Source organism: Labilithrix luteola, assembly GCF_001263205.1.
Taxonomy (GTDB): domain Bacteria; phylum Myxococcota_A; class Polyangia; order Polyangiales; family Polyangiaceae; genus Labilithrix; species Labilithrix luteola.
Genome location: NZ_CP012333.1, coordinates 5,380,249 through 5,393,352, shown reverse-complemented (window position 1 = coordinate 5,393,352; position 13,104 = coordinate 5,380,249). Strand labels below are relative to the sequence as shown.

The 13,104-nt window shown below is 66.4% G+C and carries 8 protein-coding genes and 1 pseudogene; 4 read left to right on the top strand and 5 right to left on the bottom strand.

Translation table 11 applies throughout. The features are described from left to right. Positions 1-24 precede the first annotated feature (24 nt). From rseP to AKJ09_RS23755, 4 genes are all read right to left on the bottom strand, one after another. Positions 25-1,782, bottom strand: a complete 1,758-nt coding sequence (rseP, locus tag AKJ09_RS23770; protein ID WP_146649496.1) for an RIP metalloprotease RseP — start codon at positions 1,780-1,782, stop codon at positions 25-27. An 8-nt stretch (positions 1,783-1,790) separates the two neighbouring features. Beyond that, positions 1,791-2,483: a phosphoribosylformylglycinamidine synthase subunit PurQ gene (purQ, locus tag AKJ09_RS23765; protein ID WP_146649495.1), complete on the bottom strand. Its 693-nt coding sequence runs from the start codon at positions 2,481-2,483 to the stop codon at positions 1,791-1,793. A 107-nt stretch (positions 2,484-2,590) separates the two neighbouring features. Beyond that, positions 2,591-3,829 carry a sensor histidine kinase gene (locus tag AKJ09_RS23760; RefSeq protein WP_169927797.1) on the bottom strand — a complete coding sequence of 413 codons (1,239 nt, stop codon included), beginning with the start codon at positions 3,827-3,829 and terminating at the stop codon, positions 2,591-2,593. Between the two features lie 235 nt (positions 3,830-4,064). Then, on the bottom strand, positions 4,065-5,513 hold the full coding sequence (locus AKJ09_RS23755) for a sigma-54-dependent transcriptional regulator (RefSeq protein ID WP_146649493.1): 1,449 nt from the start codon (positions 5,511-5,513) through the stop codon (positions 4,065-4,067). Between the two features lie 420 nt (positions 5,514-5,933). On the opposite strand from AKJ09_RS23755, the gene AKJ09_RS23750 reads away from it, so the two are divergent. From AKJ09_RS23750 to AKJ09_RS23740, 3 genes and pseudogenes are all read left to right on the top strand, one after another. Next, the gene (locus AKJ09_RS23750) at positions 5,934-6,848 is read left to right on the top strand and encodes a diguanylate cyclase domain-containing protein (protein ID WP_146649492.1); all 915 of its coding nucleotides are present in this window, start codon (positions 5,934-5,936) and stop codon (positions 6,846-6,848) included. An 87-nt stretch (positions 6,849-6,935) separates the two neighbouring features. After that, positions 6,936-9,298 (top strand): annotated as a pseudogene (purL, locus tag AKJ09_RS23745) (phosphoribosylformylglycinamidine synthase subunit PurL). A 404-nt stretch (positions 9,299-9,702) separates the two neighbouring features. Beyond that, complete coding sequence (locus AKJ09_RS23740; protein WP_240489012.1) at positions 9,703-10,632, top strand: hypothetical protein; 930 nt, start codon at positions 9,703-9,705, stop codon at positions 10,630-10,632. 49 nt (positions 10,633-10,681) lie between these two features. On the opposite strand, the gene AKJ09_RS23735 is transcribed toward AKJ09_RS23740, so the two are convergent. After that, positions 10,682-11,329 (bottom strand): sterol desaturase family protein, encoded by a 648-nt coding sequence (locus AKJ09_RS23735; RefSeq protein WP_146649491.1) that lies wholly within the window; start codon positions 11,327-11,329, stop codon positions 10,682-10,684. 169 nt (positions 11,330-11,498) lie between these two features. On the opposite strand from AKJ09_RS23735, the gene AKJ09_RS23730 reads away from it, so the two are divergent. Then, complete coding sequence (locus tag AKJ09_RS23730; RefSeq protein WP_240488568.1) at positions 11,499-13,019, top strand: sigma-54-dependent Fis family transcriptional regulator; 1,521 nt, start codon at positions 11,499-11,501, stop codon at positions 13,017-13,019. Positions 13,020-13,104: the final 85 nt, after the last annotated feature.

Genomic DNA, 13,104 nt, shown 5'->3' with positions numbered 1-13,104 from the left:
GAACGGACCTCGAGCCCGGAAACTTTACTGAACGATTTCGCGCGCCTGCAGGACAATCACGTCCCACTTGCGAGCCACGTCGTTCTTGAACGCGAGGAGCATCAAGAGGACGAGCACGGTCATGCCGACCAAGCTCGAAAGCTCGCGCGTCCGCAGGCTCACGGGCTTTCGCCTCACCCACTCCACGAGGAACAGCATGAGGTGGCCGCCATCGAGAACCGGAATGGGCAGCAGGTTGATGAGCCCAAGATTCACGCTCGTCACCGCCATCGCCCAGACGAAGTACGTCGCGCCCTTCGACGCGGCATCGCCCGCGACGTCGTAAAGCGTGATCGGTCCGCTCACCGTCGCGATGCTCACGCGCCCCTGGAGGATGCGCACGAAGCCGACCACGTTGAACCTGATCGCGTTCTTCGTCTCTTCGAAGCCGCGCTTCACGGCGTACGCGACCGTGTGCGGGTTCGGCACGAACTTGCTCGGCGCACGCGGCGCCCAGTGCGTGCTTCGGAAGACGTAACGCTCGTAGGGTTGACCGAGCTCGTCCCAGCGCTCTTTGCGGAGCTGGAACGTGCCGCTCATGCGCTCGCCGTCGCGCGTCCACACGAGCTCGTGGACGCGATTCGGTTCGCTCTTGAGACGGCCGACGAGCGTGTTGTCGTCGAGCACGGAACCACCGCGCCGATCGACCTTCCACATGCGCTGAGGAACGCCGTCGAGATGCGTGACGCGATCGCCTGCTCGAAGCCCGGCGCGCCACTCGCTCGACCCCTCGGGGACCGATGCAACATACATCTCCGCGCTCTCGATGCCGGTTCGATCGAGCACGTCTTTGGCGCGCGCGTCGGGATCTCCGTCGCGCGTGGCGGCGCCCTCTTCGCGAGGACGCGGGGCGAGGGACGCGATGCCCGTTTCGAGCACGGCGATGTCGCAAAGACCACCGAGCGCGTTCGGCACGGGAATGGGCCTCACGTAGGTGAGGTTCACGTTGTCGCCGCGGTTCTGCGTGAGGAGGCGCTGGAGCTCGATGAACGTCTCCACCTTGCGGCCATTGACGGCTGTGATGCGGTCGAACGTACGAAGCCCCGCGCGCCACGCGGGAGAGTCGGTGCGCGAGATGCCGATCACGGGCGCGGCGAAGGTGGGCGCGATACCGATGCGCCCCACGTGCTCGTAGAGATCGAGCTCGCTCGGTTCGACGACTTCGATCTCGTCGGACGGCGTGATGGTCACCGACACCGGCTTGCCGTCACGCTCCACGCTCACGAGCATCGGCACGCCCGCGTTCTTCGCGAACGCCTTCTGCACGTCCGGGAAGCTCGAGACCTGCATGTCGCCGACCGCGAGGATCGTGTCGCCGGGATGAAGCTTGCCGTCGGCGGGCTTGCCCGGGAAGACGACGCCGACGACAGGCGAGAGGAACTCGCGGTCCTCGAGGTAAACCGACGTGTAGAGCGCGATGGGGAAGACGATGTTCATCGCCGGCCCCGCGAGCACGATCACGACGCGCTTCCAGAGGGACTGAGCCTCGAAGGTGCGCGTCTTGTCCTCGGGAAGGATCGGCTCTTGGGCCTTTCCTTCCTCGAGCATCTTCACGAAGCCGCCAAACGGCAGAAGCCCGATGCAGTACTCCGTCTCTTTGCCGCGAACCTTCAGGATCTTGGGGCCGAAGCCGATCGAGAAGGTCAGCACCTTCACCCCGAAGAGCTTCGCGAATGCGAAATGCCCGAACTCGTGGATGAAGATGAGGATGCTTATGAAGAGTACGAAATAGACGAGCTCCACGACGCGTTTTACGCGGCAACCCGCGAGCGACGAACGACTGCCTCGAAGAGAGTGATGCCGTCACGGCCGCCGAGGCACTCTTCGCTCATGCGCTCCGGGTGGGGCATGAGACCGAGCACGTTCTTCGACGGACCGCCGTAGATGCCCGCGATGTTCTTCACGGAGCCGTTCGGGTTGACCGCGTCGTGCACGTCGCCGTTCGCCGTCGCGTAGACGAGCGCAATGCGGCCCTCGGCTTCGAGCTTGGCGAGGACCTCGGGCGTAGCCTGATAACGACCTTCACCGTGCGCGATCGGCAGGCGGAGAACGCTGCCGGTCGCGGGCGTGAACGGACCTTCGGAGGCAACCTTCACGAACACGTCTTTGCATTCGAAGCGAAGGTGCGCGTTGCGCGTGAGCGCGCCGGGAAGGAGCCCGCACTCGGTGAGGATCTGGAAGCCGTTGCAAACGCCGAGAACGTAGCCTCCGCGTGCAGCGTGCGCTGCGATGGCGTTCATGATCGGTCCGACCTTGGCGATGGCTCCGCAACGGAGGTAGTCGCCATAACTGAAGCCACCGGGGATCGCGACGAGGTCCGTTCCCGCGGGAAGCTCGGTATCTCCGTACCAGACGGTGCTGACCTTCGCGCCAGCGAGCTCGAGCGTGCGGATCATTTCGGCATCCGCGTTGAGACCGGGAAAAAGGACAACCACTGCGCGCATGGCGCACGGACGTAGCACGGGCCGCCGGCCCGCAAAAGGGTCGGCGGCTCGAGCAGAACCGTAACCGCTGCCGTCACGCCCGTTTTCGAAGACCGAGCGTGTGCGCTTCAGCGGGTGACGGGCAGGGTGAACGCGAACGTCGCCCCGCGGCCGGGCTCACTGGCCGCCGAAATCCGGCCGCCGTGGGCCTCGACGAAGGCCTTGGCGATGGAGAGGCCGAGCCCCGTACCGCCCGGACGGCTCGGCTTGGCCTGGAAGAAGCGCTCGAAGATGCGCGGGAGCGATTCCGGCGCGATGCCCTCGCCTGCGTCCACCACTTCGACGTGGATGCCGTCGCGGCAGGCGTGGGCTCGGACTTCGATCACCTCGCCCTTCGGCGTGAACTCGATGGCGTTGCCGATCAAGTTGGAGAGCACGCGAAGAAGGCTGTTTCGGTTGCCGTAGACCTGCGGGAGGTTCGGTTCGACGTCGGTGCGGATGGTCAGGCCCTTCGCGTTGGCGATCGGCGCACCGAGCGCAACGGCGTCGTTCACGAGGGCTTCGACCGAGCACGCGCGCCGGTCGAACGGCAAGTGCCCCGCTTCGAGTCGCGAGAGTTCGAGCAAGTCGCGAAGCAGCTCGTGCATCCGATCGGCTGCGCGGAGCGCGGCTTCGAGACGGCGTCGGTCACCGACCTTCTGCTCGTCGAGGTTCGCGCGCTCGAGCATCTCGCTCAGGGTCAGGATCACGACTCCGAGGGGGTTTCGGAGGTCGTGTCCGAGGGAGACGATGGCGTCTTCCCGCCGTGACGAGCTCTCGACGGCTTCGCGATACGCCATCGCGTTGCAGATGCCACGACCGACACTACGACCGACCTCGACGAGCACGCCCAGATCGGGATGCGTTTCGCTCGCCGAGAGCACCGTGAGCACGCCGAGCACCCGACCATCGGCGGCGAGCGGAACGAGCGTGAGTCGGCGACGCTGACCAAGCATGCGCTCGACGGCGCCGCTCATACCGCCGACGGCGCTCACCCCGCTCACGCCCGAGGGCTCGAACGATGCGGCGATGCAGGTGGGACGGCCCGTTTCGGCGACGCGCGCAACGAGATCGGCCACAGTGCGCCCGGCCTCCGTGTTCGGCCAGATAGGTGCGCCGTAGCGCGTGAAGCCTTCGTTCGAAACGAGCTCGACGACACAAGCCTCGGCACCGCGACCGGTGAGAAGGCCCATCACCGCCGTCAACATCTGCCCGAGATCGAGCGATGAAGCAGCGGCCGCGTTCGCGTCAGCAAGAAGCTGGAGACTCTCGATCAGCCCCTGACCACGGGGCAACGGAGCAAGAACGCCTGCTCGTGCAGCACGCACGGCGGCAAGAGATATCGGTCCTTTCGTTCGTGAAGCTGGACGCGCGACGCGTGACTCTCGAATTTGCATACCCCCCCCTGTGGACACTTCGCACTCGTCAGTCAGTCAGTCGGTCAGTCGGTCAGCGAGTGAGCCTGGCCGAATGAGCTAGAACCATGCCACCGCAGCGGCGCGGAGATCGCGGTTGGCGGCGACCACCCAACGGTGGCTCGCCTGGCGATCTGCAAGAGCACCTTCATGGTGGCCTCCGCACTGACCGTGGCTCGTTGTCGCCAGCCACCGTCGGTCCGCGTCTCTGCCACCGATAGAGCGTCGAGATGTCGACGCCGAGGATCGCCGCTGCGCGCGCTTTGTCTTGGTTGGCCTGCGCGAGCACCCAGCTCACGTAGCGCTCGGTCAGCGTTTTCAGCGTGCAAAGCTCGAAGGAACCGCCTGGCCATTCGCCACCTTCGGCTTCGGCCTGATCGAGGAATGCGAGATCAGCGGCCTCGATGCGCGAGCTCCTTCCGAGAACGACGATGCGCTCGATCGTGGCGGCGAGCTGACGAACGTTGCCTGGCCAGGATGCCCGCGACAAGAGCTCCTTGGCGTCGGCGCTGATCGACGAGACCTGCGACGCCGGCATCCGCGACCGCGCGACTTCGAGGAAGTGACTCGCCAGCAACGGGATGTCGCCTCGGCGGTCACGCAGTGGCGGAACGCTCAACGAAAGCACGTTGAGCCGGTAATAGAGATCTTCGCGAAAGGCGCCTTTGCGCACGAGCGAGGGCAAATCGCGATGCGTGGCCGCGATGAAGCGCACGTCGACGCGGCGCCCTCGATCGCTCCCCACCGCTCGCACCTCCCCCGTCTCGATCACGCGAAGCAGGGTACCTTGCAGTTCGAGAGGCATGTCACCGATTTCGTCGAGAAAGAGCGTTCCGCCCTCGGCTTCGACGACAAGACCGCGACGGGCCTGCGTCGCCCCGGTGAACGCGCCACGCACATGCCCGAAAAGTTCGCTTTCGAGCAGGGTGGCGGGGATCGCGGTGGTGTTGACCGCCACGTAGGGTCTGTGGCGACGCGGCCCCTTCTCGTGAATGAGGGAGGCGACGAGATCCTTGCCCGTCCCCGTCTCCCCCGCGACGAGAACGGGCGCGGTCGACAGCGCCATCCGTTCGATCGCGCCGAGCATCGCGACGATGGACGGCGCGTTGCCTAGCAGCACGCGCGTACTCGGTCGCTGCGCAACGGCGCGCTCGCGCGTGACGAGCGGTTCGTCGCGTTCGACGACATCCCGCTCGCCTATGTCACGCTCGCCCACGGCGCGCTGGATGGTCGTCGAGAGGTGCTCGAAGTCGACCGGCTTGACCATGTAGTCGAATGCGCCCTGCTTCGCGGCTTCGACCGCCTCTTGCATCTCGCCGTTGGCGGTCACCAAGATGACAGGGAGGGTCGGATCGCCGCGACGAACGAACTCGAGCAACTCGAACCCGCTCATGCCGGGCATGCGAACGTCGGACACGACGACGTCGAAAGACTCACGCGACAGCGCCTTGATTCCCTCGGGGCCACTCAACGCGATCTCGCAGGCGCAGGCGGGCATCAGCGAAACGCCGGATCGAAGCACTTCCGCCGTCGCTGCGTCGTCGTCGACGACGAGCACTTTGACGCTTCGCGTGAACCGCGACGATTCAACCCCCATGCGAAGTGTCTAGCTCAGGTTCCGTCGTGCGCACATATCGCCAAAGCGCCTCACACGCTGCTTTCCACAGCCGCACGTGGCAGAAAGCAAAACGATTCAGAGCTTTTCCAAAATCGACAACCTGCGAATAACTTGCGAACAACGCGTGTTTTTCTCTGGGACAACCGCGTTCGCAAATTGCGAGGCATGCCACCTGACGCGGAGCGTTGGCGAACTGCAAATCCCTCGACGTCGTCGATATCGGACGGTTCTCCGCTAGGGGTACACGTCTTGCTGGACCGCCCTCTCGGGGTGCGCGCGCGAATCGTGCTGCGATCCCAACCCGCCTTCGCAGGTCGCGATGGTCGCGTTGGGTGCTGGTCGTGAGAACCAGCGTCGCCGATCGTTTCGAACGAACGCCGCGCACGGGGAGGTCCTCGTATGTTGATTCCGTCGATCGCGCGCAACGACGACAGCACCGAGCGCGACTCGCTCGTTCTTCTCGTCGGACAGATCGGCCCGAATGGTCGAGCGCTCGCGAACGCGCTTCATCGCGCGGGCTACGCGATTCAGTGGGAGACCTCGATCGCCGCGTTGACCGAGGCCGCACGCGAGATGCCGCCCGCGGCGGTGCTGGCGGAATGCACGCCCGGCGGGGATCCGTTCGGCATCGTGCGATGGCTGCGGGCGCAGCGCGAATATTCGCATGCGCTGGTCTTCGCGGTAGGCAACGGCACCGAGCCGCTTCCGATCGGCGAAGGCATCGCCTCGGGCGCCGACGACGTCATCAACACGCCTTCGTCGGTCGAAGACATCCTCGATCGCGTCTCGGCGCGCATCGCCCGCGCGCGAACCCTCGAAGAGCGCGCCTTCTACGACTGCGTGACGCACGTTCGAAATCGCCTGTTCATGCGCGAGCGCTTTCCCGGCGAACTGTCGCGTGCACTTCGTCGTCACGGGCGCGCCTCGATCGCGCTCCTCGAGGTCGACGGTGTCGAGGCGCTGCGCCGGGACAAGGGTCGAACGACCGCCGATCGCGCACTCGAGCTATTTGCTTTCACGATGCGCTCGAGCCTGCGCGATGCCGATCTCGCCTGCCGGTTCGACGACCGCACGTTCGTCGTGCTCATGCCTGGGCTCGATGCGAAGACCTCCGCCGTTTCGCTTGCCTCGGTGAACGACCGTGTGGGCGAGCGCGTACGTGAGCTCGGCGGCGTTCATCTCCGACAGGTGCCCGCGCTCGCCGAAGCGCCGCGAGACGGAACGTCGTGGGAGCGCCTGCTCGAGACCGCCGAACGAAGGCTGAAGGCACCGCGCGCATCGAGCACAACCATTCCGCTCAGCCCCGGTCCTTGAGCCCAAGCGCGCCCGGAGAAGGACGAGGCGCAGGAATGGAGCGGCGCCCATGGACCCGGCAGGCCGGAGCGACTAACCAAGGGGCCGATGACCGCCGCTCCCCACGCCTTCCCGGGCGATCTGCCGATCGAAGACTCCCTCATCAAGCAGCACAAGCTCACGCCGGACGAGTACGCCCGCGTCGAGAAGGCGCTCGGCCGTAAGCCCTCGTACACCGAGCTCGGCGTCTTCAGCGTCATGTGGAGCGAGCACTGCTCCTACAAGTCGTCGCGCGTCCACCTTCGCCGCCTGCCGACGAAGGGTCCGCGCGTCATCCAAGGACCGGGCGAGAACGCCGGCGTCGTCGACATCGGTGACGGCTTCGCGGCCGTCTTCAAGATGGAGTCGCACAACCACCCGAGCTTCATCGAGCCGTACCAGGGCGCGGCCACGGGCGTCGGCGGCATCCTCCGCGACGTCTTCACGATGGGCGCGCGCCCCATCGCGAGCCTGAACTCGCTCCGCTTCGGTAGCCCCGATCATCCGCGCACGCCGGAGCTCCTCCGCGGCGTCGTCGCCGGCATCGGCGGATACGGCAACTCGATCGGTGTTCCCACGGTCGGCGGCGAGGTCCAGTTCGACCCGTCCTACGACGGCAACATCCTCGTCAATGCCTTCACCTGCGGCGTCGCCCGCACCGACCGCATCTTCTACGGACGCGCGGCGGGCATCGGCAACCCGATCCTCTACATCGGCGCGAAGACGGGCCGCGACGGCATCCACGGCGCCACCATGGCGTCCGACGAGTTCGGCAGCGCCAAGGAAGGCACCGGCGAGCTCGCCACGGCCAGCTCGATCAAGAAGGGCGTTCGCTCGACGATGCAGGTCGGCGACCCGTTCATGGAGAAGCTGCTCCTCGAAGCGTGCCTCGAGCTCTTCGCGGCGGACGTCCTCGAAGGCATCCAGGACATGGGCGCCGCCGGTCTCACGTCGTCGAGCGTCGAGATGGCCGGCCGCGCAGGCAACGGTATCGAGATCGACCTCGACCTCATCCCGCGCCGCGCCCGCAAGATGACGCCGTACGAGCTCCTCCTCAGCGAGTCGCAGGAGCGCATGCTCCTCGTCGCGAAGCGTGGCTGCGAAGACGCGGTCATCGCGATCTGCAAGAAGTGGGACCTCGATGCGGCCATCGTCGGTCGCGTGACCGATTCGAAGCGCTGGGTGGTCAAGGCCACGCCGGGCTTCGACCCGCTCGATGGCGGCTCGCCGAGCGGCGAGAAGCAGATCGCCGCGGACATCCCCGTCGACGTCCTCACCGACGACGCTCCGCTCTACGATCGCCCCCGCCAGTCCGCGCCGGTCTCGGCGAACGTCGACGTGCCCGAGAGCACCGACCCGAGTGCGGATCTCCTCGCGCTCCTCGGCTCGCCGAACGTCGGTTCGCGCGCCTGGATCTGGCGCCAGTACGATCACATCGTCCGTGGCGGCACCGTCGTCCGCCCGGGTTCGGACGCCGCGGTCGTGCGCGTTCCGTGCTCGCGTGACGGCAAGGTGATCGACAAGCACCTCGCCTTCGCGGTCGACTGCAACGGCCGCTTCGTCGAGCTCTCGCCCGAAGAGGGCGCGAAGATGGCGATCGCCGAGGTGTGCCGCAACCTCGTGTGCTCGGGTGCCGAGCCGATCGGCATCACCGACTGCCTGAACTTCGCGAGCCCCGAAGTCCCGACGACGATGGACCAGATCGCGCGCGCCATCGACGGCCTCGCCGAGGCCTGCCGCGCGCTCGAAGTGCCCATCGTCTCCGGCAACGTGAGCCTCTACAACGAGACGAACGAGGGCGAAGGCGCGAGCCGCGTTCGCCGCCCGATCCTCCCGACGCCGTCGGTCGCGGCCGTTGGTCTCCTCCAGAAGGAAACCGACGTCGTCACCCAGTGGTTCGCGGGCGAAGGCGACGTGGTCTTCCTCCTCGGCACCGATGCTGGCGAGGCTGGCCTCGGCGGAAGCGAGTACCAGTCGCTCAAGAGCGGCAAGCTCGGTGGCCCGGCTCCGCGCATCGATCTCGACGCAGAGAAGAAGCTCCAGAAGCTCGTGCTCGATCTCGCGCGCGGACAGCTTCTCGCGAGCGCGCATGACGTCGCGGATGGCGGTCTCGCCGTTGCGATTGCTGAGTGCTGCGCGACGGCGCCTGGCTCGAAGCCCGCGTTCGGCGCGAAGGTCACGGTGCCGGCAGGTGCGTCGGTGGCGGCTTCGCTCTTCGGCGAGGCCCCTCTCGTATCGTCGTCTCGGTTCGCGAGACGAACCGCGCGGCGGTCGAAGAGCAGGCAAAGAAGGCGGGCGTTCCGCTCGTCGAGCTCGGCCGCACGGGCGGCGACTCGCTCTCCCTCACCGTCGGCGCTCACACCGTCAACCTCTCGGTGCCCGCCCTTCGCGAAGCGCGCGAGCGCTGTCTCGAGCCGATCGTCGGCGCCTGAGAGACAGCGCGAGGGCGGCGCGAGGCAAGCGAGGCAAACGAGCCCGGGTCGATCCATCGGCCCGGGCAACGGCCGCGCTTTTCTGCTCGTCGCGCGCATTCGAAGCGGCCTGCCGGGATCGCGCGCGATCCAGTCTGCGCCTAGCCACGCGCGACAAGCCCTCGTGAACGACGAGACGCGTGTGAGGCGCGCGCTCGAGTCGATGGGTAGGTGGGTAGGTCGGTGGTGTGGGTCGTGCCGCCTAGCGTAAAAAGGCGAGCCGGGCGAGTACCGCCACCGCCCTGCCCTCGTCACTCGCCGAAGGAGGGCAAGGAGATAAGGTCGGACCAGATTGAACGGGCCGGGCCAATGACCGCGAGCATGAGCCCGAAAAGGCGTGATAGCGTTGTAGTTGGTCTTTCGCGATGGCCAAGTTCCAATCGCCGCTGCTCGGCTACAACAACAACGTCCGGCACAAAAACCGGGTGTTTCACATCCAGACGGAAGACTCGGGCGTCAACCACCCGCACATCATCACGCACCTCTTCATGGATGGCGGTCGCATCCTCAAGAGCGTGAAGAAGTCGTACGCCGAGCACGTCGGCGCCGATGGGATGAGCGATCTCGTCCGGACGATGATGAAGGAGCAGCACAAGGCGATGTTCGTCGCCTTGCGCGAGGGACAGTTCGATCACCTGTTCGAGAGCGGTGGAAGCGTTCGGCCGCCGAAGATGCCGGCGGCAGCACCCGCGCCGGCACCCGCACCCGCAAGTCCGGCCGTGACGACTCCGCCGGCATCGTTGGGACCGGCGACGACGCCGGATCCGCGGCCGCCGGTCGTGGCCGCCGAAGAAGAAGCACCGGCGACGACGCGTCAGCCGGAGCTGACGGAGATCGCTGCCCTCGCGGCTCCGCCTCCTCCCGCTCCTCCCGCCCCTCCGCCTCCCGCCCCTCCCCCTCCGCCTCCTCCCGTCGCCGCGAAGCCTGCACCGGCTCCTGTTCCTGCTCCTCCGCCGCCTGCAGCAGCGAAGCCTGCCGCGGCGTCATCGTTCTTCCAGTCGAGCGACCTGCCGCCTGCGCCGTCGAGGCCGCCTGCGCCGAAGGACACGAGCACGGGCGCGCGCCGCATCGCCGAAGCGATTCGTGCTCCGGACAGCGCTCCGGCGAGCTCGAAGCCTCATCAGCGTCCGGCGAGCGACAATCGAATTCCGCAAGCGCGTTCCGCGACGCTCTTCGGGACGGGCACGCGTCCTCCCCCGTCGATCTTCAGCGACGAGCTCATCAGCGACAAGTCGCTCGACGAAGTGATCCTGAGCTACCTCGCCGAAGATCTCGATCCCCCGCGCCGCAAGTAGCAGGGCGACAAGCGAGCTCGCCGGTCGCCTCTTCTCGCTTCAGGCTGCCTCAGGGGCGTCCCTGCCTGGTCTTCGGCATCGTTCCGAACAGGTAATCCCAGAGGGGAGACGAGACGCCGAACCCCGCGTCGTGGTCGACGTGGTGATGAACCATGTGATGCTTCTTCAGCATCCGACCAACGCGGCTCCCGATCCTGAAGTGGTGGATCGCGTAGTGGATGCCGTCGTAGGCCAGATACCCAACGACGAAGCCCGCGAAGAAAGGCTCGCCGATACGTGCGCCGAGCGTGAATCGGTAAAGCGCGTAGAAGACGACACCGAGCGGAATGCTGATCCCGAGAGGCATGACGAGGCGCCCCTTGTCGCTCGGATAGTCGTGGTGAACGCCATGAAGAAGAAAGTGGATCCGAAGGCCGCGCGGCGAGGCCTCGTGCCAGTGGAAAATCCAGCGGTGAAGAACGTACTCCGCGAAGCTCCACGCGACCGCTCCGGCGAGGAAGATCGCGAAGACTCCGAAGGGGCCGAGATCGCCGCGTACGATGCTGCGCCCGAGGAGGAACAACACCACCGGCCCCCAGAAGAGGAAAGGCGTCGTCGGATGCACGCGTGAGAAGCGTTCGAGAAGATCGGATTGGAACATCCTGCACGTGCGCGCGTGCGGAGAGGGTTTCGTCGGCGCATCCCAGATCGAGCTCATCGCGCGCGGCGTAAGCACGATCGGCGCCACACGCGCTCGACTGCAAAACGGGGACGGTCGAGGTGCTCTGCCAAGACTTCGGCGCAGCAGGTGCCGGAACTTCGGCAGTCTGGCGCGTAACGGGTCGAGGGCTCGTCGACGAAAGGGTTGGCACTATAAGAGCTGCGCGATGAAAGACATGGCGGGCCTCGACGCGACTCTCGGCCGAGTCAGCCTCCGGATGGCGAGCACACTCGAGCTCGACGGCGTGCTCGACGAGATCACGCGCGGCCTCGGCCGCGATCTCGACGCGGCGTTGGCGCGCGTCTGGCTCGTGCGGAAAGGCGAGCCTCGCTATTTGGAGCTCGTCGCGAGCGCGGGCTTGTCCGAGCGTCTCGACGGATCGCACAGCCGCGTCCCGGTCGGGGAGCTGAAGATCGGCGCGATCGCCGCAACGCGGGCCCCGGTCTGCAGCAACGACCTCCTCGGAGATCCGCGCTTCACCGACAAGACTTGGATACGGCAGAGCGGGCTCTTGGCCTTCGGTGGATATCCCCTGGTCTTCGACAAGGAAGTCCTGGGTGTCCTCGCCATGTTCGCTCGCCGGCCGCTGACCGATGCCGAGTTCGACCGTCTCGGCATCTTCGCCGCGCACGCCTCGGTGGCCATCAAGAACGCCGAGCTCTTCGCAGAGGTCACGGACCTGTCGCAACGGCTCGAAGCCGAAAATACGTATCTGAAAGAAGAGCTCCACGAGGGCCGTCCCTCCGGGATCGTCGGCCAGAGCACCATGCTCACGCGCGCCCTTGGTGAGCTCGAGCGCGTCGCCAGGACGGATTCGACCGTTCTCCTGGGGGGCGAAACCGGAACGGGAAAAGAGCTCTTCGCTCGCGCGCTCCACGAGATGAGCCCGCGTCGCGGACAACCTCTCGTCAAAGTGAACTGCGCCGCGATCGCCCCGAGCCTCATCGAGAGCGAGCTCTTCGGACACGAGAAGGGAGCGTTCACCGGCGCGCTCCAGCGCCGGCTCGGCCGCTTCGAGCTGGCCCAGGGAGGCACGCTGCTCCTCGACGAAATTGGAGAGTTGCCGCTCGAGACCCAGGCCAAGCTCCTGCGCGTCCTCCAGGAGCACGAAGTCGAGCGCGTCGGAGGAACGCAACCGATTCGGCTCGACGTGCGGATCGTGGCGGCGACCAACCGTGACCTTGCCGCCGAGGTTCGCGCGAATCGCTTCCGCGCTGACCTCTTCTTCCGCCTGAATGTCTTTCCGATCCGCGTGCCGCCGCTGCGCGAGCGGCGCGAGGACATCCCGTCGTTGATCGACGCACTCGTGCGCGCGCTGGCGACTCGACTGCGGTTCGAGCCAAAGGGAGTCGAAGAAGACGCCATTTCGTATCTCCAGGCCTACGACTGGCCGGGAAACGTGCGCGAGCTTCAAAACGTCCTCGAGCGAGCGTCGATCCTTGCTCGAGGAAATCGCATTCGCCTCGAAGACCTGCCGGAGCTGCGCAACGCGATCGAGGAGCTCCTCCCGGTGCCGACGGATGACGATACCTCGAGCATTCCGCTGAAGGCGCGTGTCGACGCCTACGAACGATCGCTCGTCGCCGACGCCCTGCGCCGAGCACAGGGCAACCAGTCGGAGGCGGCGCGGCTCCTTCGAACGAGCCGCGCGACACTCCAATACAAGATGAAGACGTACCGCCTCTGACGGACGCAAGCGCCGACAATCCGGCGCCGGTTCACGAAACTTCGGCAGGAGAACGATCCCGCGGACACTGAATTATGCGCGCGGA

What these genes read in the sequence shown, in the direction of transcription:
- purQ (WP_146649495.1), bottom strand. Translation starts at nt 2,483, where the DNA reads ATGCGCGCAGTGGTTGTCCTTTTTCCCGGTCTCAACGCGGATGCCGAA.
- AKJ09_RS23755 (WP_146649493.1), bottom strand. Translation starts at nt 5,513, where the DNA reads ATGGGGGTTGAATCGTCGCGGTTCACGCGAAGCGTCAAAGTGCTCGTC.
- AKJ09_RS23750 (WP_146649492.1), top strand. Translation starts at nt 5,934, where the DNA reads ATGTTGATTCCGTCGATCGCGCGCAACGACGACAGCACCGAGCGCGAC.
- AKJ09_RS23740 (WP_240489012.1), top strand. Translation starts at nt 9,703, where the DNA reads ATGGCCAAGTTCCAATCGCCGCTGCTCGGCTACAACAACAACGTCCGG.
- AKJ09_RS23735 (WP_146649491.1), bottom strand. Translation starts at nt 11,329, where the DNA reads ATGAGCTCGATCTGGGATGCGCCGACGAAACCCTCTCCGCACGCGCGC.
- AKJ09_RS23730 (WP_240488568.1), top strand. Translation starts at nt 11,499, where the DNA reads ATGAAAGACATGGCGGGCCTCGACGCGACTCTCGGCCGAGTCAGCCTC.